This window comes from Pirellulales bacterium, assembly GCA_035939775.1.
Lineage (GTDB): Bacteria > Planctomycetota > Planctomycetia > Pirellulales > DATAWG01 > DASZFO01.
Genome location: DASZFO010000308.1, coordinates 24,576 through 47,067, shown reverse-complemented (window position 1 = coordinate 47,067; position 22,492 = coordinate 24,576). Strand labels below are relative to the sequence as shown.

At 60.1% G+C, this 22,492-nt stretch carries 15 protein-coding genes; 4 read left to right on the top strand and 11 right to left on the bottom strand.

The annotated features are described in order from the left end of the window. Positions 1–5,878, top strand: a 5,878-nt coding sequence (locus VGY55_19205) for an MG2 domain-containing protein (GenBank protein ID HEV2972109.1), incomplete at its 5' end; no start/stop codon positions are given. Positions 5,879–6,203: 325 nt separating this feature from the next. On the opposite strand, the gene VGY55_19200 is transcribed toward VGY55_19205, so the two are convergent. The 7 genes from VGY55_19200 to VGY55_19170 form a co-directional block, all read right to left on the bottom strand. Beyond that, the gene (locus VGY55_19200) at positions 6,204–7,652 is read right to left on the bottom strand and encodes an HD domain-containing protein (GenBank protein HEV2972108.1); all 1,449 of its coding nucleotides are present in this window, start codon (positions 7,650–7,652) and stop codon (positions 6,204–6,206) included. Positions 7,653–8,126: 474 nt separating this feature from the next. Next, a complete protein-coding gene (locus tag VGY55_19195; GenBank protein HEV2972107.1) occupies positions 8,127–11,117 on the bottom strand; it encodes a M56 family metallopeptidase in 2,991 nt (996 codons plus the stop codon). A gap of 93 nt (positions 11,118–11,210) precedes the next feature. Beyond that, a complete protein-coding gene (locus VGY55_19190) occupies positions 11,211–11,600 on the bottom strand; it encodes a BlaI/MecI/CopY family transcriptional regulator (GenBank protein ID HEV2972106.1) in 390 nt (129 codons plus the stop codon). A gap of 148 nt (positions 11,601–11,748) precedes the next feature. Beyond that, positions 11,749–12,168: a type II toxin-antitoxin system VapC family toxin gene (locus tag VGY55_19185; protein HEV2972105.1), complete on the bottom strand. Its 420-nt coding sequence runs from the start codon at positions 12,166–12,168 to the stop codon at positions 11,749–11,751. Then, entirely contained in the window at positions 12,165–12,485 is a 321-nt protein-coding gene (locus VGY55_19180) for a type II toxin-antitoxin system prevent-host-death family antitoxin (protein ID HEV2972104.1), read from the bottom strand. Before VGY55_19180 ends, VGY55_19185 begins: the two co-directional genes overlap by 4 nt. 87 nt (positions 12,486–12,572) lie before the next feature. Then, positions 12,573–13,760 (bottom strand): 3-oxoacyl-ACP synthase III, encoded by a 1,188-nt coding sequence (locus VGY55_19175; protein HEV2972103.1) that lies wholly within the window; start codon positions 13,758–13,760, stop codon positions 12,573–12,575. A gap of 230 nt (positions 13,761–13,990) precedes the next feature. Continuing rightward, positions 13,991–14,380 carry a hypothetical protein gene (locus VGY55_19170; protein ID HEV2972102.1) on the bottom strand — a complete coding sequence of 130 codons (390 nt, stop codon included), beginning with the start codon at positions 14,378–14,380 and terminating at the stop codon, positions 13,991–13,993. 42 nt (positions 14,381–14,422) lie between these two features. On the opposite strand from VGY55_19170, the gene VGY55_19165 reads away from it, so the two are divergent. Then, positions 14,423–15,169 (top strand): gamma-glutamyl-gamma-aminobutyrate hydrolase family protein, encoded by a 747-nt coding sequence (locus VGY55_19165; protein HEV2972101.1) that lies wholly within the window; start codon positions 14,423–14,425, stop codon positions 15,167–15,169. A gap of 84 nt (positions 15,170–15,253) precedes the next feature. Here VGY55_19165 and VGY55_19160 read toward each other — a convergent pair whose 3' ends face one another. From VGY55_19160 to VGY55_19150, 3 genes are all read right to left on the bottom strand, one after another. Continuing rightward, entirely contained in the window at positions 15,254–15,583 is a 330-nt protein-coding gene (locus VGY55_19160) for a type II toxin-antitoxin system PemK/MazF family toxin (protein HEV2972100.1), read from the bottom strand. After that, positions 15,580–15,837: a hypothetical protein gene (locus VGY55_19155; protein ID HEV2972099.1), complete on the bottom strand. Its 258-nt coding sequence runs from the start codon at positions 15,835–15,837 to the stop codon at positions 15,580–15,582. The genes VGY55_19160 and VGY55_19155 overlap by 4 nt, the downstream gene beginning before the upstream one ends. 64 nt (positions 15,838–15,901) lie before the next feature. Continuing rightward, positions 15,902–16,594 (bottom strand): methyltransferase domain-containing protein, encoded by a 693-nt coding sequence (locus tag VGY55_19150; protein HEV2972098.1) that lies wholly within the window; start codon positions 16,592–16,594, stop codon positions 15,902–15,904. A 226-nt stretch (positions 16,595–16,820) separates the two neighbouring features. On the opposite strand from VGY55_19150, the gene VGY55_19145 reads away from it, so the two are divergent. Continuing rightward, on the top strand, positions 16,821–17,483 hold the full coding sequence (locus VGY55_19145; protein ID HEV2972097.1) for an RNase H family protein: 663 nt from the start codon (positions 16,821–16,823) through the stop codon (positions 17,481–17,483). Positions 17,484–17,540: 57 nt separating this feature from the next. Next, complete coding sequence (gene glgB / locus VGY55_19140; protein HEV2972096.1) at positions 17,541–19,751, top strand: 1,4-alpha-glucan branching protein GlgB; 2,211 nt, start codon at positions 17,541–17,543, stop codon at positions 19,749–19,751. 12 nt (positions 19,752–19,763) lie between these two features. Here the strand turns inward: glgB and VGY55_19135 are convergent, their stop codons facing one another. Next, on the bottom strand, positions 19,764–22,355 hold the full coding sequence (locus VGY55_19135; protein ID HEV2972095.1) for a hypothetical protein: 2,592 nt from the start codon (positions 22,353–22,355) through the stop codon (positions 19,764–19,766). Positions 22,356–22,492 lie beyond the last annotated feature (137 nt).

Genomic DNA, 22,492 nt, shown 5'->3' with positions numbered 1-22,492 from the left:
CCGAGAGGCGGTTATCCGCGCTCACTTAAGAAACTGGCGGCTGCTGTGGAGAGCCGCCGAGACCTACCTCTCGTACGACAACTACGGCTTCCTTGTCGCCGGCAAATTCTATCGGGGCCAGCATCGCGGTGGCGGGCAGGCGGTCAACTCCTTCGAGCGCGATCGAGTTCGGGCCTTGCAACTCATGGTGCAGGCCATGCACCTCGCGGCGGCCGATTCCGTGAAAAATGACATCGCCGGATTTTACTTCGATTTTGCTCGCTTGCTTTTGGGCAATCGCGGCTATGACGAGGCCTGGCGGCTTCAGAACCTTACCGATCTGAGTCAACTTCCGGATTTCGTCGAAGGCTGGTATTACGGACACACGCCAGAGGGCGCGCCGGTTGGCGTCGATGGCAATCCCATCTTTTATCGCGTTCCCAAGTCATTCGACAAAGCGGTCAGCGACGGCGAACTCTGGCGTTGGGCATTGGAGCAAGCGACAGAGTTAGCTCCGAGCCGAAAGAACGAATCCCGTTGGCAGCTTGCCGATTTTCTGCAGAATCAGTTCGGCGTGCAAACGATGGCCTACTATGGCCGCTTCTTCGCCCGACAAGACGAAGCCGACGACTCGAAAAAGAATGGAAGTGGGACGTACGCCCTGCAAACGCTGGCCGACGGCGAAACGATCGCCCGGCTGGCGATCGGGATCAAGCGCTTCAAGCTCCCGGCCGAATTCGACTTCATCAATATCTTCGAGCAGATCGCCGCCGAACCTCAATCGGGCTATGGTGCGCAGGCGCTCGAGCAATTGTCCCAAATCTATGAAAACCGCCGGCAATATCCCAAAGCGGCAGATTACTGGCGGCGCGCGATCAAGCAATACGGCCCCGGCGATCGCAACTATCGCCAACAACGGCTCGATCAGATCGTCGGCAATTGGGGCCGCTTCGAGCCGATCATGTCGCAGCCGGCGGGCAAGGGAGCGACCGTCGAATTTCGCTATCGAAACGGCAGCAAAGTCAGCTTCGAAGCCCACGAGATCAAGGTCGCCGAGCTGCTGGCTGATGTGAAGGCCTATCTCAAGACTCGCCCCAATCAACTCGACTGGCAAAAGACCAACATTGGCGACGTCGGCTATCGGCTCGTCACCGAAAATCAGCAGCAGTATCTGGGCGCCAAAGTCGCTGATTGGGACCTGGAATTGAAGCCGCTCGCGGATCACTTCGATCGGCGCGTCACCGTAAGCACGCCACTGCAAAAAGCCGGGGCCTATCTGCTCACCGCAAAAATGGCGGACGGAAACACGAGCCACATCATCATCTGGCTGGAAGACACAGTCATTGTGAAGAAGCCGCTCGACAAGGGAATGTTCTACTTCGTTGCCGATGCGATCACTGGCGAGCCGATTCCCAAAGCGAATCTCGAATTCTTCGGCTTCCGCCAGGCGCAGGTCCGCGACAAGAACCAATTCAATCTCGAGATCAGCTCCTTCGCCGAATTCACGGATGCTAACGGTGAATTCATCGGGCACCCGAAGCAGGACGACAACCAATTTCAGTGGATGGTCACCGCGACCACTCCCTCCGGCCGCTTCGCTTACCTAGGCTACACGAGCGTCTGGTATCCGACCTATTTCGACGCCGAATACAATGAAACAAGAGTTTTTTCGATCACGGATCGGCCCGTCTATCGCCCCGAGCAAAAGGTGAAGTTCAAATTCTGGATTCGGCACGCAAAATACGACGAACCAGACGTCTCCGACTTCGCCAATCAGCATTTCACCGTCGAGATCCACGATCCGCTGGGACAGAAGGCCCTGTCGAAGGTCTTCACGACTGACGCTTACGGTGGGCTGGAAGGGGAATTTCCGCTTCCGGCCGACGCCAAGCTCGGCACCTATCAATTGTCGGTCGTCAACTTTAGCGCCGGCGGCAGCTTCCGCGTCGAGGAATATAAGAAGCCCGAGTACGAAGTGACCGTCGATGCGCCCACCGAGCCCGTCATGCTCGGCGAGAAGATCACCGCCAAGGTGAAGGCGAAGTATTACTTCGGCTCTCCGGTCACCAAGGCCAAGGTGCACTACAAGGTGCTGCGAACCAACTACTCGCAGCAATGGTATCCGACGGGCGAATGGGATTGGCTCTACGGCCCCGGATATTGGTGGTTTTCTTACGACGATCCCTGGTATCCCGGCTGGCTGGATTGGGGCTGCCGCCGGCCAATCCCATGGTGGTGGAATCAGGGCCAGGATCCGCCGGAGGTCGTCGCCGATCGACAGGTCGATATCGGCGCGGACGGCGCCGTGCCGGTCGAGATCGACACCGCCGTCGCCAAGCTGATCCATCCCGACGAAGATCATCAATACGAGATCACCGCGGAAGTGGTCGACGAGTCGCGGCGAACGATTGTCGGCGTCGGCAAAGTGTTAGTCGCCCGAAAGCCGTTTAAGGTGTTCGCCTGGGTCGATCGGGGCTACTATCGAGTTGACGACGTGGTTCGAGGTGATTTCTTCGCTCAGACGGTCGACGGCAAGCCGGTGCAAGGCGAAGGAAAACTCAAGCTGCTCAAGATCAGCTACAAGGACAACAAGCCGGTCGAAGCCTCCGTGCGCGAGTGGGACCTACCGACCGACGCCGCGGGACAGGCCAAGATGCAGGTGAAGGCTTCCGAGCCGGGGCAATATCGGCTCTCCTACAATGTCACCGATGCCAAGAAGCATTCGATCGAAGGGGGCTATCTCTTCACGATCATGGGCGATGGCTTCGACGGGGCCGACTTTCAGTTCAACAATCTCGAACTTATCGCCGACAAGCGCGAATATGCCCCAGGGCAATCCGTCAATCTGATGGTGAACACCAATCGCTCGGGCGGCACCGTGCTACTCTTCGTCCGCCCGGCCAACGGCGTCTATCTGGAGAAAGAAACCACTCTGCACCGGCTGAAAGGCAAATCGCTCGTCCAAGAAATCGCCGTCGTTCAGAAAGACATGCCGAATTTCTTCGTCGAGGCGCTCACGATCTCCGGCGGAAAGCTCTATTCGGAAACCCGCGAGATCGTTGTCCCGCCGGAGAAGCGGGTGCTGAATGTGGCGGTGCAGCCGTCGCGCAACGAGTATAAGCCGGGGCAAAAGGCAAGCATAGCCATCAAGCTGACCGACATCGCCGGCAAGCCATTTGTCGGCTCGACCGTGGTGGCGATCTACGACATGGCCGTCGAATACATCTCGGGCGGCTCGAACGTCGAGGAAATCAAGTCCTTCTTCTGGAAATGGCGCCGCAACCACACGCCGACGACCGAATCGAGCCTGTTCCGAAGTTTTGCAAGTCTGGTTCGGCCGGATCAAGCCTGGATGCAGAATCTGGGTGTGTTTGGCGAGACGGGCGTTGAAGAAGCGGAAAATGACCGACTGTCGATGGACGCGAGCGGCGCATCGGGATTGGGCAGCCGGTTCGCTGAGTCACGTTTGGCCAAAGAGGCGCCCGCCGGTGCCGCATTTCCAGCCCCCGCAAGTCTGTCGCTGGCTGCTGGAATGGCCCATGCGCCGGCGAGCGCTGAGGGGAGAGCTGACAATGGCGCGGCCGCTCCGCCGCTCGTGCAGCCCACGATCCGCACCAATTTCGCCGATACGGCGCTCTGGGTCGGGTCATTGGCGACCAATGAAAACGGCGAGGCGGAAGTGAGCCTCGACATGCCGGAGAATCTCACCACCTGGAAAGTGAAGGTCTGGGGCATGGGGCATGGCACGAAAGTCGGCCAAGGCGAAGCCGAGGTGGTGACGCGCAAGGACTTGATCGTCCGCCTGCAAGGCCCGCGGTTCTTTGTCGAGAAGGATGAAGTGGTCCTCTCGGCCAATGTGCATAACTATCTCAAGACCAAGAAGAAAGTCCAAGTCGCTTTGGAACTGCCCGGCAAGGAACTCAGTGCCGAGACCGACGGCGTCAAGGAGATCGAAGTTCCCGCCGGGGAAGAGAGCCGGGTGGATTGGCGCGTCAAAGTGGTCCGCGAAGGCGAGACAACGATCCGCATGAAGGCGCTCACCGATGAGGAATCCGATGCCGTCGAGCAGAAGTTCCCCGTCTACGTTCACGGCATGCTCAAGATGGATTCCTTCTCCGGCGCCCTGCGGCCGAAAGATGAATCGGGGCACATCACGATCAATGTTCCCGCCCAGCGCCGGCGGAGCGAATCGGTGCTGGAAGTGCGCTACTCGCCGACGCTCGCCGGGGCGCTCATCGATGCCTTGCCGTACCTCGTCGATTACCCCTACGGCTGCACCGAGCAGACGCTGAACCGCTTCCTCCCCACCGTCGTCACGCAACATGTGTTGATCCGCATGGGGCTGGACCTCAAGAAGGTCCAACAGAAGCGCACGAACCTTAACGCTCAGGAAATCGGCGACGACAAAGCCCGCGCCGCCGGCTGGAAGCGGTTCGACCGCAATCCGGTTTTCGACAGTGAGGAAGTGGGCCGCATGGCGCATGACGGCGCGCAAAAGCTCACGCAGATGCAACTTGCCGACGGTGGTTGGGGCTGGTTCTCCGGATTCGGAGAGCAATCTTGGCCGCATACCACGGCGGTTGTCGTCCACGGACTGCAAGTGGCCAAGCTGAACGACGTGGCCCTCGTGCCCGGCACGATCGAGCGCGGGATCGAGTGGCTTAAGCACTATCAAGAGCAGCAGATCGAATTGTTGAAAAACGCGCTGGTGAAACCAAAGCCAAAGGAGCCATACAAGACGGCGGCCGACAATCTCGACGCTTTCGTCTACATGGTGCTGGTGGATGGCGGAGTGAACAACGTCGAGATGCGCGAGTTCCTCTATCGCGATCGCACGCAGCTTGCCGTCTATGGCAAGGCGCTCCTGGGCCTCGCGCTCGAGAAACAAAATCAAAAAGAAAAGCTCGCGATGGTGCTCAAGAACATCGAGCAGTTCCTGGTCGAGGACAACGAGAACCAGACTGCTTATCTCAAGCTGCCGGAAGACAACTGGTGGTGGGCTTGGTATGGCAGCGAGATCGAGGCCGACGCCTATTATCTCAAGCTCCTCTCGCGCACCGATCCGAAAGGCGCCGTCGCCCCGAAGCTCGTCAAGTATTTGCTCAACAACCGCAAGCACGCCAGCTACTGGAACTCGACCCGCGACACGGCGCTGGCGATCGAAGCGATGGCCGAATTCCTCAAGACCAGCGGCGAGGACAAGCCCGATCTCTCCGTGGAAGTCTGGCTCGACGGCAAGAAACAGAAGGAAGTGAAGATCGCGTCCGAGGACCTCTTCACTTTCGACAACAAGTTCGTCCTGCAAGGCGACGCCGTGACCACCGGCAAGCACGATATCGAGCTGCGAAAGAAAGGTTCGGGGCCCCTCTATTACAACGCCTATCTGACACTCTTCTCGCTCGAAGACACCATCCCGCGGGCGGGCTTGGAAGTGAAGGTCAACCGCAAGGTGTACAAACTGATCCGCGACGACAAGACGATCCAAGTGGCCGGCTCACGCGGGCAGTCCGTCGGCCAGCAAGTCGAGAAATACCGCCGCGAGGAATTGAAAGACCTCGACACGCTCAAGAGCGGCGACTTGGTCGAAGTGGAACTCGAAATCGACGCGAAGAACGACTACGAATACTTGGTTTTCGAGGACATGAAGGCCGCCGGATTCGAGCCAGTCGAAGTCCGCAGCGGCTATGGCGGCAACGCCCTGGGTGCGTACATGGAGCTGCGCGACAACCGCGTGAGCTTCTTCCTCCGCACGCTGGCCCGCGGCAAGCACAGCGTGGCCTATCGCCTCCGCGCCGAAACCCCCGGCCGCTTCAGCGCCCTTCCCGCCCGCGCCTCGGCGATGTATGCGCCAGAATTGAAAGGCAACAGCGACGAGATCAAGCTGCAAATCGCGGACTGAAGCAGCGAAGAAAACGAAGCTCAGAAGTTTTTATGAGGAAGCCAGGAGCACAGGGAGGTAGTGGATTGCGATTGTCACCTCTCTCTCCAGGTTTCCTGGACTCCTCATAAGAATCATTAAGATTGTTCAATTAGTAGGGGGATAGGTTGCGTGAAGTCCGCGACGACGTACCGGATCTCTCTGGGCGTGCGAGCATCGAAATACGAAACAGATTGAAACGCGGAGGACGCGGAGTTCGCGGAGCAATTGAGAACTCTTTGATCGTCTCCGCGGTCTCGGCGTCCTCTGCGTTTCAATTTGTAGGGCCGTCGGGTCCACCCATCGGTTACTCGCCCAATGCCGGTGTTCGATCGATTGCCGCATTGAGCAGGTCCCCGAGCCTGCCGAGCCGCCGCAATTCGTTCGCGATTCGCGGATGCGCGAAGATGCGGACACGTTTGACGTAGTCGTCGAATTGCTCCTTGGCCAATGTGCGCACGACCGGAGAAATCTCGCCCAGCCGGCGGTAGCGGTGGTCCTTCGCAAAGAAGACCTCGAAATCGAATTCCACCTCGCGCTCGACAGGCGGGGCATCGAAGAGAAGCTCGTGCGGGGCGATCGGCTGGCCAATCGCACCGGCGGCGAGCGCCGCGAACTGCTCAGCGCAGCGCACGAGCCAAGGATAGGGCCGCCGCGCCAGCCGTCGGTACAGGTCCGCCTCCTCGAAGAGGCTATAACGGGCCAATCGCTTGTAGAGCCGCCGACTCGGGCCGAACAGCCCGTCGAGCAGCTCCGCGGCCGGTGTGCTGACGGCAGCGCGCTGGAGTTCGGCGATCATGGGCGCTTCGGCCAGCCGAAAGAGTTGCGTCAGGTCGAGCCCGCCGCGGAGTTGGTAAAACGCCCGCTGGAGCATCGCCGTCGCCGAGCGCACGCCGTGATGCCAATAGACTTCGCTGAACATCACATAGCGGGCGAAGACCATCATCTCGGCGGCCGTCTTTCCTTTGTCGGTGATCGCCAGCCCGTCCCCCTCCTCGTTCAAGCAAAGGCTGCCGATCAGCCGCTGCTGGTCGAAATTGCGGCCGTACGGGACCCCCGCGTGCAGGCTGTCGCGCTGCAGGTAGTCCATTTTGTCGACGTCGATAGGGCCGGAGAGCATGCTCGAAAGGATTCGCGATTTCGTGTCGGGACGCGCGGTGTCGGTTGCCTCTTTTGATACCAGAGCCGCCACGTCGCGCGGCTCAAGGTGCCACTCGCCGCGCAAGACGTTGGCAATTTCGCCCGAAAGCGGCCGGGGACTGTCCCCTTTTGTGAAGTCCTCGGAACAAAAGGGGACTGTCCCCTTCTCCGCAGGCCGCTTTTGGATCGGCTCGTCCAGCAAGTACCCGTTGGCAAACGACTCGTGACGCGGCACGTCGGGCAGGTGAATATCTTCGATCGGATGGCAGAACGGCCAATGCCCGATGTCGTGCAGGAGCGCCGCCGCGATGAACAACTCCGCGTCAGCCGGGCCGATCGTCGCGGCGAATCGCTCGTCGTGCGAAAGCTGCTGCAAGAACAGCAGGGCCGTCCGATAGACGCCCAGCGAATGCTCGAACCGTGTGTGGATCGCCGCCGGATAGACGAGCGGCACCAGCCCCAACTGGCTGATCCGGGCCAACCGGCGGAAATCGGCCGCATCGATCAGCCGCCGCACCCGCGGCGTGAGCGGCACGTCGACTTCCGGCGGAATCCGCACCATCCCCCGCCGCGCATCGAGCCCGGCAATCTCAGGCAAGTCGCGGATGGAGGACATGAATCGGACCCAGCAAGCGTCGGATGGTCGGCGTCAAGAACGACAGCCTAAACAAATCCCGCTTGAAAAACCACACAGGACGTCGCGCGACCGCTGGCTGCAACCGAGCGGATTTTTTATGAGGGGACCAAGAAGGCAGGAGTACGGCGGCCAGCGACGACTAGCGTCGGATTGGCCGGAAATGGACGCGAATGCACGGAGATTTGAGGGAGCCAAATGACGTCGTCATTTACGCGCATGCCATTCGCGTTCATTACCGTTCATTTCCGGCTCGCTCCTCGTAGTTTACTTGCGAGCGGCCGCGTCAGCCGCGCTTTTGGCGGGCGCGGGTTCGGGGGATGGCTTCTCGAATTTGTGCAGTTCGATTTTCACCGGCGGCGGGTCGCCATTTTCCGGAACGGTGACCGTCGCCTCGCCCGTGAATGTCGGTTGGTAGAACTCATTCGGGTGCCATTCCTTCCCTCCGTCAAGCGATTAATTCCAAGCGTCATATGCAAAGATTCGTGCCGCGAGAGTGTATTGCCCAGGGATGAGGCGCTCGGTAGTGAATTTTCCGTCGGCCGGCATTCCGTCTTTGTCGATCCGGGACAAAAGAATCTCATCGATCCTATTTTCGACCGAATCGTCGGCGTCTACTGCCTTTCGGATGGTCACGATCATCGCATAGGGCTGGGACTTGACGACCTCATCTCGATTGAGACCGACGACTTGGCCGGCGATCGGCGCGCCGCGATCCCTCACAAAATCTGCTACCGCCGTCTTTCCAGACGCGACTTTGACAACGTGCCGGCCAAGTGTCACCATCGTCCCCTCAAAGCGAAAGCCAACTTGTTTTGTTCGCAGGATCGTGTAGTCGCCCGGCGGGAGATTGTCGAAGACCACTTCGCCGTGCTGTTCTAGAACCGCATTGCGGCCGTAAATGACATTGCTCGCCAGGTCGAGCGGTCTTCCTTGCTGATCCCGGCGCGAGAACCAACCCGGCCCTGTGGGTCCGACGCCCCCGGCATACGGAAGATTTGTGACCGACGGCCACAGAGTCACTTCGGCTTCGTCGGGAGCGCCGGCGATGTCGTAGTGCGCGACCAGTTTTCCAGACTGCGGCAATCGAATCTCGAAATCATCCTGCGGCCCGCTGGCCCGTGGCGCAGGCACGACCCAGATATCGAGTTTCGGGCAAGAAACGGCGATGTAATTCGCATCCCAGCCAATTCCGGTGAGGGTGAATTTGCCGTCGGCATCGGTCGTGAATCTCGTAATGGAATCGTCCTCTGTCCAACCATCGCCTTGTTCGGTCATCGCTTTGCCACCGCCGATTTTGACTCGGGCAAGAGCCCCGACCACAAATAGACTCGCGCCGGAGACTGGTGTGCCCCGGTAATCGAGCACGCGCCCCGAAACCTTCCGACCGCGCTTCATGCGGACGACGAGTCCTTCGATTGTCGTCGCTCCGGGTTTCGGCCGTTCGGCCAGGATTCGTTGAGGGACATAACCGCCAGCCACGATTCTTGCTCGCTGCCCGGCTTCCCAGTTGAGATCCACCGTCGAAAGTGGATTGATGTACTCCATCGTGCCCCAGGTGATTCGATTCGATTCAACAAAGCCGCCCTGCTGATGAAAGAGTGCAACAGGCTGGTCGGTCTCGTCGTCAACGACTCGGAAATGCACGTCAGTTTGATTCGGCCCCCCGTGCCAAGTTCGCTTTTCGCGCAGCTCGGGCGCTTCCGGCGGCTTTTTCGGCATGTTAACGTCGGTCACGGCGATCTCGGTACGAAAGTCGTTGGCAAGCGCCTCGATTCTCGCGTTCACTTCAGACACTTGCGCGCGGTGCTCCGGGGAGCCGTCTTTTGGGATATCGACGCTGACGAGGAACTCGTTCACGCGATGCTCGGCATGTGTGAACTCCTGGAGATCCGCGAGCGGCATCAGGATGGAGTCGTTTAGGAGTGTCAGCGGGCTTTCGACGACACCGATCACTTGCACCTTGTCGAATAGTTTCATCGTGTCGCCGACCTTATATCCGGCCTTGTCGGCGACTGCTTTGCCGACGATCACCACATGCCGATCCGCAGCCACCGGCAATCTACCCGACAGCACTTTCAACGCTTTGAAGGGCGGAGAATCGGAAGGCACCCCGAATACGCATGGCCACATATCGAACATGTTTAACGAGCCCGTGACGGATGTGACGTGAGGAATCTGTTTGATGCGATTCCCCAACTCTTCCGGCAGCAAATCGTCCGCGTCGCTGTTGCCGAGTTTCTGGACGCTCAGGTCGAATGGGTATTGATGCGGGGCTTCTTGCGACTTGGGCAACTCGGCGGGCTTGGCGGTTTCGTTTGATTTGGCGGGCGGCGAATCGGCGGACTTCGGAGTTGGTTCGTCGCCAGTTGCGAAGTTTGAAACCCCAAGCGCGATGACCAGCGCTAATAGCGCCGCTGAAAGCGCGGTCCCGAGAAGCCAATGACGGCTGCGGTTGTGCCGTATCGACGGCAGGCCGACGATTCGTCTAATTCGCCCGAGCAACGAACTCCCGCTTGCCGCCAGCGCCAATTGCCGCGGCCGCGGGCGGAGTTCTTCGAGCGTCGCCAGCGCGCGGGCGTAGGAGAGTCGATTGCCGCAGGTGGCGATGGCGAGGTCGTCGCAGCAGGATTCGCGCTCCTGGCGGATTCGGCTCGAAACCCACCACACGGCCGGATGGTAGAAGAGGAGCGTTTCGATCGCCGTTTGCACGAGATTGACGAGATAGTCGTGCCGGCGCACGTGGGCCAATTCATGGGCCAGGAGCGCTTCGAATTGCTCGACCGACAGTCCCGCGAGCACGCTGGGCGGCCAGAGGATCACCGGCCGGAGCCAGCCGATCATCGTCGGCACGTCGACGAGCGACGATTCGAGCAGTTTGACCGGCCAGCGGATGCCAATTCGTTGGCTCAGGCGCGACTGAATGGATTGCCGCGCGTCGTCCAATGGCCGCGAAGCGGTGCGGCGCAGGCGATGCACGGCTGACCAGCCAATTGCCAGCCGCAACGATAACGCGAACACGCCAGAGAGCCACGCGACCGCCAGCCAGGGCAAATACGTGGCGAGCCGTTGCTGCCAATTCATTTCGGTGGAAGCCATCGGAGGCCGTGCCTCGGGCTGGCTCCGCTCCGCGACCGGCCGCACGGTATTTTGCGCGAACTGATCGGCGTTACCTGTTGGCGCTGCCGCGGCAGAGTCCGACGAATAACCGGCCACGGTCGGGACTTCGCGAAGCATCACGAGCCAAGTCGTCGGCAGACACGCGGCCATTGCCATCAGCGTAGCGCATGCCGCGAAGTATCGGGAATTGGCCGATGCGCGCCGTAAGGCAAAGAGAACGATGGACAAGAGAGCGGCGCCAATCGTCCCTTGCCAGAAAAAATGGAGCAGCACCCAGCCGAGACGCTCAACCTCGGGCCGGTTCAATAGAGCTTCAATCGCGTGCATGACTCACCTCGGTTTCTAATGCTTGCCGCTGATTTCTTATTATTTGCGAGGGCCTCACCCCGTCCCTCTCCCAAAGGGACGACGCAATCGGCCTCAATCCCGGTTTTTTTCTAGGGCATCGAGCAGTTCGCGAATGTCGGCTAGCTCAGCCTTTGAGGCCTTTTTTGCCGAGAGGGCTTGCATGACCAATTGCCGCGCGGAGCCGCCGAACGCCCGGCCGAGAAGGTCGCGGACCAATTGCCGCTGAGTGGCTTCGGCCGGGAGCACCGCGTCGAAGACATGCCTCCGCTGGCGGTCGTCGCGGCGAACGAGCCCCTTCTCGGTCATGATCTGCAAGAGCTTGAGCGCGGTCGTATAGCCGGTGCCACGCTCCTCTTCAAGCGCCTGCTGGACGTCGCGCACCGTGCTCGGCCCCCGGTGCCACAGCACGCGCAGAATCGCCAACTCAGCCTCCGTCGGCCGCGGCAGGTCTTTCTTGGCCATGGGATTCGACTCCTAAGCCCAACCGTTCAAGACCGCCGCATCATATACGAACATCTTCGTAATGTCAACGAAGCGTTTCGTAGGATTCCATTCCGCGAGGGTGCCTGCGTCGAGATATGGGGTGGCAACCGCCGTTATAATCGGTGGCTCACTTGCCCAGAAGCTTCACGCCTACCTTCTTCGCCGCCTTCCGCAACGGCTCGTCGAGCGTGGCCAGCGGCAAATGCCGGCGGATGGCGAGATCGAGATAAATTGCGTCGTAGCTAGTCAGGTTATGAGTGCGACAGAGCGGCAGTAGAAAGTCAAACGCCCGACGCGGCGCATCATTGTCGATTTCCAGCTTGAACCGGGCGATCAGCGAAATGAATTCGGCTGTCTTCGCGGGAACGATGCGACCTTTGCGCTCGGAAAGCGCCAAAACATTGGCAATCTCAATGAACCACCAACCCGGAATCGCAGCCGACTCTTTCTCCATGCGGTCGTAAAGCCGCACGGTTTCGCGCGTGGCCTCGTCGGCAAAACACCACGCGAGCGCAACCGACGAGTCCAGGACGAAGCTCGCCGTCATGGCCGGCCATCATTGATAAGGTCACGGATTTTCAATCCGCCGAGAGTCGGCCGATCCGGCGCATTGATCCAACGGTCCATCGCAGCACGCCGCTCCTCGGCCGTCGACTCTTGGTGGATGGGCACGAGCTTGGCGACGGGTTTCCCGTGTTTTGTAATTGTGACCTCGTCCCCTTTTTCAACTCGCACGAGAAGCTCCGAAAAATGCGATTTGGCGTCAAACGCCCCGATCATGTTCTCTGGGCCAATTGCCATCGTACACCTTTGTGATCTTAAAATACCGTGGATCAACCTGTCTGCAATATTCTGACTAGACATAATCTAGTTTACATAATCCATCGCGGCGGTCAATTGACGGGCGAGCAACCGTCCGGTTTGCGCTCGAATCGTCGATGGCGGCCGCGCTCAGCGGCGCCCCTCTTCGATCAATTGGCGTATCGTCAGGTCGGGACCCAACGTAACTTTGCTCTTAAGAATCCGGTCAATGGCGGCCTCGCGCGCTTCAACAGTCGATTCTCGTCTGCTCGATCCCTGCCACTGCATCCCCAGCATCAGCGCGTTGATCCCCGAGCCGATACCGAGGAGGGCCACACGGTCGTTCTGCTTCAGATGGCCCTGCTCGATTCCCAGAGCCATCGCCAGCGGCAGCGCGACGGAGCCGGTGTTGCCGAGTGTTTCGACCGTGGGGAAGTCGATCCGTGGATCGAGACCGAGCGCCGCGAGCATCAGCTTGCGATGGGCCGTGCCGACTTGATGGCAGAACGTTTTGTCGACGTCGCCTACCGACCAACCGGCCTCGTTGAGAAAAGCGGCGAAGGTCTCCGCACCCGCCCGGATCCCTTCTTCCATCAGCCGCTCGGAGTCGGTGTCCATTAGCGGCCGCATGTCGCCGGCGACCGATTCATCTCGGCCGCTGTGGCAGAGCGCGTGATGCTCCGTTGCCGTGCGGGCGACGGCGCCAAGAATCCGGTTCTGCGTGCGGCTATATTCCGAATGCGTGAGCAGAACGGCCGCACTGCCCGAGCCGATGGTGAGCGAAGCGATGGCCCGCTTGAGATCGGCGCGGCTGAGAGAAACGTCGGAATTGAGTTGCTCGATCGTCGTTTCGACGAGCTGCCGGCTCCCCTCGGTGCCGACGACCAGCCCGGCGCGAATCTGGCCGAGTTCAATCATGTTGGCCACTTGCACGATGCCGTTGAGAATGCCGAGGCAGGCGTTCGAGACGTCGTAGACGAGGCAATCGCTCGGCAGCCCGAGCCGATGATGCACGCTGCACGCCGTGGCCGGCTCGAGATAATCGCGGCAGACCGAGGCGTGAATCAGCGCGCCGACTTCGGCGCGGTCGATCTCGGCGGCAGCGAGCGCTCGTTCCCCCGACTCGACGCTCTTCTCGCTCGGCAACATCCCGCGCGGCCAGAACCGCCGCTCGCGAATACCGGTCATCAACTCCAACCGTCCTGGCGATAACCGCAGCCGCGTATAGAGCGGCGCGAGCCAGGATTCGATCTGCTCGGAGGTGACGATTTCCTCGGGCAGCGAGTAGCCGATGCTTTCCAAACAAACGTGTTGATACTTCATCATGCCGTCGGCCATAATCAAACGGAATTTTTATGAGGAAACCAGGAAGGCAGGAGTAAGGATTCGCAGGTCATGCGTGCACACTTGACCAGCGCCGAATCAGCCGCAGTCAGGCGACGACGCCTGACCTACTGCATGATCAATCTGAAGTCGTTTCCTGCATTCCTGGTCTCCTCATAAACAAAACCGGTCCGTGAGTTCCTCAACATTGTATACCGCTTGCCGGCCGCTTTCCGCAACTCTTGCTAGCACATCATGTTGTGCTTGCATTCGCGCATCCCTCCAAAATGAGGGAAATCCTTGGCGATCACCACGCGCGTTTGTAGACTCAGCCGCGGATTTGCAAGCCGCGCGGCGACTTGCGACAAGGATGTTTCGAGGCTAACGGAAAAGGAATTCCCTTCGGCGAAGTGCCAGGAATGGATTTCGATCGATCGGCATGAACCCTGCCCGGCTGTCGCCGCGGGGTAGCCGACGGCGTTAAGGACGACGCATCGCGACAAGACCGCAGTCTCCTCGCCGTATTTCGGCTGCCGCCACACGCTCCGTGCGACACACCGGCGGTTCTCGACCGCATCAACGAATCCTTCCGTCACGAGCGAAGAGGGGGGCCTCGACGGAATGTTTCGTTTCATGGTCTTGCGAAGGACAAACGACATGTCCAGGAGAAAACTCGAATGCGATCGAAACCCATGATTGGTTTGAATGCGGATTACCGGGCGGCCAAGAAGGACGCTCCCGCGTTTACATTCGTCAGCGCCGGTTACTACGATGCGATCACCGCGGTGGGAGGCATCCCAATTGTACTTCCCCCGTTGGCCAACGAGGTCGACCTGAAGCGAGTTCTTGACCTACTCGATGGAGTCGTCATGGTCGGTGGGGCCGATTTGGACCCCCGCCGCGACGGCTTCATGCTCCATCCGACGATTCGTCCTATGGAAACCCGCCGAGAGGATTTTGACCGCTTGCTGATGGGAATGGTGGCCGATCGCCGGCTGCCCTTCTTTGGCATCGGCAGCGGAATGCAATTGCTCAATGTGTCGCAGGGGGGCAATCTTTTCCTGCACGTGCCCGAGGATCTGCCGAAGGCCCTGCCGCACAAGGACCCGCTCGACGCGGCCCATCGGCATGGGCTGACGGTCGTGCCTGGCTCGCTGATGGAGCGGGTCTACGGCGACGGCGAAATTCGGGTGAACAGCATGCACCACATGGCCGTGGACATGGTGGCCCCCGGGTTCCAAGTGACCGCTCGCTGTCCGGACGGCGTGATCGAAGCGATCGAAAGCGTTCGGGAGGATTGGTTCGCCCTCGGCACCCAATTCCACCCCGAGGCCGAATCCGCTTCAGCGCTCGACATCCGCATCTTCGAGGAATTCCTCTGCGGAATCACCGGCGAGGCACTCGTCATCTCGATGGCGGCGTGAGACTGTCACGCGATAATGCGGCGTAGGGCGCCTCGAGCTCGAGGCGTCCTACGCCTGCTGTCAAATTGAAGTCTGAGATAGCGATCAGATTATTCCGAGTGATACCTTCAGGCACGCGTCAATTTGCTGCATTGCCGCAGCCGATAGCGACCCGATCTTTCGTTGGACATCGGCTTGAAGAATCGTGTGCAGTCGTTCGCTTTGTCGTCCGTCGGGCGCGGCAACGTCGATCAGAATTTGCGTTTGCTCAACGTTTGCGCGCCGGATGTTGCTCGTGATGATGGCGACGATCGTATCCGCGAGACGAACGTTATTGTGGTCCGATTGGACGACCAGCACGGGACGGACCTTCTGCCCTTGGCCAGACGAAAAGCGAACGGGCACAAGAACGATCTCGCCGCGATGGACGTTCATGGGCGATGGGCGTCGTAGTCGTCGTACTCGTCCATTTCGGGGCTGTCCGAACCGGCCCGCTTGCCGGATTCAGCCAGCAGAAGCCGCTTTTCCTCGCTGGAAAGATCGTCCGTCTCAAACAGCGATTTGACCCGCTGGTACAAGTCCGCACGAACCACAACGTATTCGATCCCGGTCTGGGGATTAACGACGGTGACAGGTCCGCCGCCCGCTTGTTGAAGCGCCTGAATAAGTTCTGGATTGAGAATGGTCATGCGATGCCTCCAACGCTACAGCAATCTTCGCACCCCGCCCTAAGAATGGCAAGAACAAGGTGCATCATGCCTTGCGGAGTTCATAGAGATCGATGAACTGCCGCTTGGCCGAATGTTCGATCTGGATCGCTGCCGTGCCGGCGATTTCCAGCCCGCGGCGGCGGCATTCTACGGGAAATGCCGCGGCATTCTGGCGTTGCGGATCGGCCAGGATGCCGAGGCCGTTGGGCTTTAGCGTTGCGGCGAATGCGGCGGCGACGAACGCTGCGTTCGGGCGCTCATAGAGAACGTCGGAGGCGACTACCACGTCGAACCGCCCCAAATCTTCGGGAAAATCGCGCCAATCGACATGACGAGTCGCGGAAATAGCCGCACGGTTTCGCAGCGCGTTTAGTTGAGCGAACTCCAACGCATCGGCATAGTAGTCAGTCGCGGTGACGTCGAATCCCACGCTCGCGGCCACCGTTGCCACGAGTCCCGTGCCGCAGCCGAATTCCAAGAGCGACCTCCCCTGGCCCGATTCTGACACCAGCCGCTGGGCCAGCGCGATCGAACTGGGCCAGAACTCGGCCCAGTAAGGCAACCGCTCGTCGCGGTTGAATTCCGCTTCGGAGATCAGGTCGTCGGCACTGAACGGCCGAAGAATCTCAAATCGCTTGCCGCCGATCTCGACGATTGTGGAAACGACATCGAAGCGACGATTCAACGCTGCGAACAGACGCTCGTCGCCAATCGATTCAGTCGGAGCGCTCGGCATAATCGAAAACGAAACGGCGGCGCGTGGATCACTGACACTCGGCAAATGCCTGACCTAGCGAATTTACCGCGCGTCGCCCTCAGCGAACAGTGCTGCAGCGCGCGCTTAAGCTAGCGAAGCCGCGAAGCCGTTGACGATAAGTGAAAGCGATTGGTCATCGGCTCCTCCTGAAGGCCGTTGACCAGACATCGGTTTTCCTCCCCACCCGAGTCGCGGCTGCCGTCCCATGAGCGCGCGTGCGCCCCATTATCTCTTGTTCTCTGCCTCGGCTCCCGCCGCGCCCAGCGATCAGCCGGGCGACTGGCGATTCGTCCTGGAGGCCGTCGACGGCTCGTCGAAGGTCGAGATTGCCGACAGCGAGCCGGATGTGCGCGGCGAGCGGCTCGAGCTGCTGGCCGTCGTGCGCGGCCTGGAAGCGATCGACGAGCCGGCGCGAGTGACGCTCGTCACGCCGAGCCGCTACGTCAGCCGCGGGATCAGCGACGGGCTGAACGACTGGCGCGAGAACGGCTGGCAGTGGGAGCGGCATGGGGAGATGGTGCCGGTCAAAAACCGGGACCTGTGGCAGCGGGTGGATCGGGCGCTCGAGTTTCATCGCGTCGAGTGTCGCCAATGGCGGCTGGATGCTCCGCATGAACAAGCGGCGAACGGGGTTGGGGGCGATCGTTCCAACGCTGGCAGCGTCGGGTATGTAGGAGACGCTGCCTGCGTCGGGACCGCGTGCGAAGCCGCAAGCCTCGCCGCCGGACGCACTTCGCTCTCCGAGCACGGCCGACGAAATCCGCAAATGCTGAAGTGGCGGCGTGCCATTTGCGGGCTATTCGAGAGGATTTGGCTTCGGTCGCGAGAAATCGGTTCACCCCTCTTTCGCGCCCCGTGGCTTGATTAGACGAAATGCATCCGACCGCGGATTTGGCGGCATAGGATTTCTGAAGGGAGCGACACCGTGCGAACCTCTGTTGCTTTGGATAAACTAGGGGCACTGGTCGAAGGCCGCCACGAGAACCCGTTCGAAATCCTTGGGCCTCACGAGGTCATGGATTCCGGGCGGCGCGCTCTGGCCGTTCGAGCATTCCTTCCGAATTCCACCCAGGTGTGGGTCGTCGATCAGGCCCATTCCAAGACGCTCCCGATGCGGCGGATACACCCGGCCGGCCTTTACGAAGCGATCTGTCCTATGCCCGACCAACCCCATGCCGGAACCTATATGCTGCGAACGGCCGACCAGCGTGGTCAGCAGACCACCATTCACGATCCGTACGCCTTTCCTCCGCTGTTAACCGATTACGACCTGCATTTGCTGGCCGAGGGTCGGCACTTGCGGAGTTACACTCGGCTCGGCGCGCAATTGCGGACGATCGACGATGTCGCGGGAATCAACTTCGCCGTTTGGGCGCCGAATGCGGCCGGCGTGAGCGTCGTGGGCGATTTCAACAATTGGGACGCCCGATTCCACGCCATGCGGAAGCACATTCCCAGCGGTATCTGGGAGCTGTTCATTCCGGGGCTGAACGAGGGGACGATCTACAAATTCCGCGTCAAGCAAGGGGCCAACATCGTCGACAAGAGCGATCCCTACGGCTTCGCCGCCGAGGTGCCGCCGCGGACCGCCTCGAAGGTCGTGAACCTCGACACCTATCAATGGAACGACGCGGCCTGGATCGCCAACCGCACTAAGGCTAATGGGCTCGATGCCCCGATTTCGGTCTACGAGGTGCATCTGGGAAGTTGGCGGCGGCCGGGAGACGATCCGAACCGGTGGATGAGCTACCGCGAGATCTCTCCGCAGCTCGTGGATTACTGCCGGCAGATGGGCTACACGCACGTCGAGCTGCTGCCGGTGAGCGAGCATCCGTTCTCGGGAAGCTGGGGATATCAGACCGTCGGCTATTACGCGGCGACGAGCCGATATGGTTCGCCGCAGGATTTCATGTTCCTCGTCGATCAGCTTCATCAAAATGGCATCGGCGTGATCATCGATTGGGTGCCGGCGCATTTCCCGCGCGACGGGCACGGGCTATACCGCTTCGACGGCACCTGCCTCTACGAACATGCCGATCCGCGAAAGGGAGAGCATCCCGACTGGGGCACGCTGATCTTTAACTACGGGCGCAACGAAGTGCGCAACTTCCTGCTCTCGAACGCGATCTTCTGGCTCGACAAATATCACATCGACGGGCTGCGCGTGGACGCGGTCGCCTCGATGCTCTACCTCGATTACAGCCGCCAGCCGGGAGACTGGATCCCGAACCAATTCGGCGGCCGCGAAAACCTCGAAGCGATTTCGTTCATCAAGGAGTTCAACGTCCTCTCGCACCAGGAGTATCCGGGCGTGCTGACGATCGCCGAGGAATCGACCGCCTGGCCGAGCGTTTCTCGGCCCACATATGTCGGCGGGCTTGGCTTCAGTTTGAAGTGGAACATGGGCTGGATGAACGACACGCTGCGCTACTTCCGCCACGAGCCGATCCATCGCCAATATCACCACGACGAGCTGACCTTCAGCTTGATCTATGCCTTCCACGAGAATTTCACCCTGCCGCTCTCGCACGACGAGGTGGTTCACGGCAAGGGATCGCTCTTGGACCAGGTGCCCGGCGATCTATGGCAAAAGTTCGCCAACTTGCGGCTTTTGTATTCATACCAATGGACGCATCCGGGCAAGAAGCTGCTGTTCACGGGGTGCGACTTCGGCCAGTGGAACGAATGGAACTACGAGACGAGCCTCCAATGGCATCTGCTGCAATGGGGTTCGCACCAGGGCTTGCAAAAGTGCGTCGCTGATCTGAACCAGCTTTATCGCCGCGAGAAGGCCCTGCACGAAGTCGATTTCGACTACACGGGCTTCGAGTGGATCGATTGCCACAACTACGCCGACAGCGTGCTCTGCTGGCTGCGGAAAGCGAAGAACCCGGCCGACTTCGTGCTCGTCTGCTGCAACTTTACCCCCGTGCCGCGCGTCGGCTATCGTTTCGGCGTGCCGGAGCGGGTCTGGTATCAGGAGATCTTCAACAGCGATTCGGCGTTCTACGACGGCAGTAATCTGGGCAACGGCGCGGGAGTGATGGCCACCGACATCCCCAGCCATGGCCGCCCGTACTCGATCGAGCTAACGCTCCCGCCGCTCGGCGTGACGGTGCTGAAACCGTGTCGTTAGCCAGTTCGGAGTTCAATCGTCGCTGTCGTCACCGCTGGGCGAGGGAGTTGCGGCTTGGGCTGTCGTGCCTGGCGCGGGTTTGAAGTCGAATTCGGCGCGGATCGCGCTCATCTTGGCTCGTAGGGCCTGGTATGCATCCCCCTGCGCAGTTTGCAGCGAAACGTCGCCGAACGGATTGGCCATGCGGTTGAGGAATTCGCGGCGAAAAACCGTTTCCGCTGGATCGAAGCTGATTGCCTGGATCACGTAAGCGATCGTTTGTGGTTCGTTCATCGCGACGCCGGCCGAGCCGCCATCGAGACCAAATACGGTCCGCATGAACTCATCGCCGGCCTTATCGACGCCGGACAGTTGCGTCATTTGCAACGGGGCCGGTTGCTCTGGATTTTGGGCCACCGACAGTTGGCTCATCCAGGTGAACGGCCCGATCGGGCTCACGTGGAGATTCTTCTCGAACTGAAACATCTCCTTCAATTCGGAGTGTTGCTTGTTCGCCTGATCGGCATATTCCTTGGCCTGGGCCAAAGCGAGCTTGCGGGCTTCGACCATCTTCCAGGCCTCGATGACTTCCGGTTTTACTTTTTCGAAGTCCGGGACAAACGCTTCGCGATAATCGACCCGCCACCAGAGAAAGTTCAACTCGTCGTCGGAGCTAAACATCGTGTAGGGACTGTAATTGGGAATGTTGGCGTGAAACGCCTGCTGCACGAAGTAGGCCTGTTGCGGCTGTCCGTCCGCGCTCGCGTTGAAAGAGAACGATTTACCGAGTTCCGTCGTGTCGTAAGCTTGTTGGGCAGAAATCAAACCGGTTTCTTCGAACTTCAGCCCCTTGGCCTTGGCCAGCGCGCGAAAGTCCGGTAGTGTCGGCGCCTCGCCTTCCTTCTTGACTGCCCAAGCCGAATGCTTCCGCCGATAGGTCGAGATTTCGGTGGAGAGGGCCTTGAACGCATCGTCGATTTGCTGGCCCACCTTTTCGCGAGCGAGGCTCGTGCGAATCTCATCGCGGACCTTTTCGCTGTCGAGCGATTCGTATTCGACGATCGGGATTTTCTTCGGCGCCTCGTTGGGCTTGAGGTCCACATCGGGGTTACCGGTTCCCGGCACTGTACTCTTGGGAGTCTCCGTTTTTGGGCCCTCCGTCTTGGGCGCGGCGGGCTTTTCGCCATCCGGAGATTTGCCGTTCGCGCCAACGTTAGCAGCGCCGGCTACGGGCTTGTTGGCTGTCGGCGATTTGTCGGTGGTCTTGGTCGCCGGCGGCGCTGCATCCGGCTTCACGCCGTCTTTTGCTGCGCCAGAGGCGGGAGCAGCCGGCGGAGGTCCGTCCGCCAAAGCGATCAACTCTACTTCGGCACGATGCCGGGACGATGGCGCGAGCGCGGCGGACTTGCCGCTCCCCGTCGCAGCCTTGGCGTCATGCGCCTTGTTGTCCGCCGGCTCTTTATCCGCAGGCTTGGCGGCTGCCGGTTTGCCGATTGTGCCCGCATCCTTGTCCGGTGCCGGCTTCTCGGCTGACCGAGCGGCACCGGTCGCGTCCTTGCCCGCATCCTTGCCGGGCTCGTTGGTTTTCCCGCCCGCGCTGACGTCGGGCTTCTTTTCGGTAGTGTCCGACTTCTGGTCGGATTTTCCGGCCGCATCGGGCTTAATGGCCGCGTCGGGCTTGGCACTGGTATCCGGCTTCTTGGATTTGTCCGAGGAGTCGGTCCCTTCGTCAGCCGATTTGCGAAACTGCTCCTTGTGCTTCTCGTAATAGTCCTTTATCTCGTCGTTGGTGACCTTCGGCTTTTCTTCCTTGATCAGGTCTTCCTGCTTGGCAAGGAAATACTGAAACTTGGCGCGAGTCGGTTCCTTGAATCCTGGTTCGGGGCTAATTGGATTGCTGAGATCGTCCTTGTACTTCTCGAAAAACGCCCGCAGCTCATTGTCCGTCGGGTCTGGGACCTTGTCGGCAAAGTCCTTGACCGCCACCGGCATGACCTGAATGGTCGCCTTTCGATAAAGGCGGCTGAAATAGTCGTAGCGCTGCTCGGGCGTGCCTGGACTCCCAACATCGCTGATGAGCAATCGTTCGAGGTTTCTGGCCTGCAGCTCAAACCGTAGGGCGTCGAAAAGCTGATCTTGTGACAAGCGGGTTTGCGTAGGGGTGTTGAACTTTTGCAGGATCGCCAACTCTTCCGCGCCACTCAGCTTGTTGTCGGTCACTTCCGTGTCGATGAAGTCGTTGATCGCCGCATCGCTCACGGCGATCCCCATTTGCTCGGCCTTTTTCTGCAAAAGGATCGTCGTGAGCATCGACGAAGCGTCGTTCGGAAATGGTTGGGGCGGACGGCGTCCGGTCAGGAATCCACCTTTGCTCCGTGCTTCGCTAAACGCGTATTGGATGAACTCGTTCACCAAGCGGCGAGCGTAGAGGCGGTTATCGACGTCGGATTTGTAGATCGTGCCGAATTTCCAGGTGGCGACCTCGACGCCCTGCCCGCCTCCGCGCGGGCCGTTGCCACCTCGCCCGAACGGGACGAAGAACACAAAGCCAATCATCGAGAGGATGGTGACGGCGGCCAACATCAGCCGCTGGTTCTTGCGAAAAATGGAAAAAGGACTTGCCATGTGGAGTATTCCTTTAAAGAGGTCCGCCGCGCCGCGATGGGAAGACGGCTTGACAACGACGGCCTGTGACGGTTATGCGATTATAGCGGCGTTTACCTGCCCGACCCGGCGATTGGACCGCCAATGGGGCGCTGTGC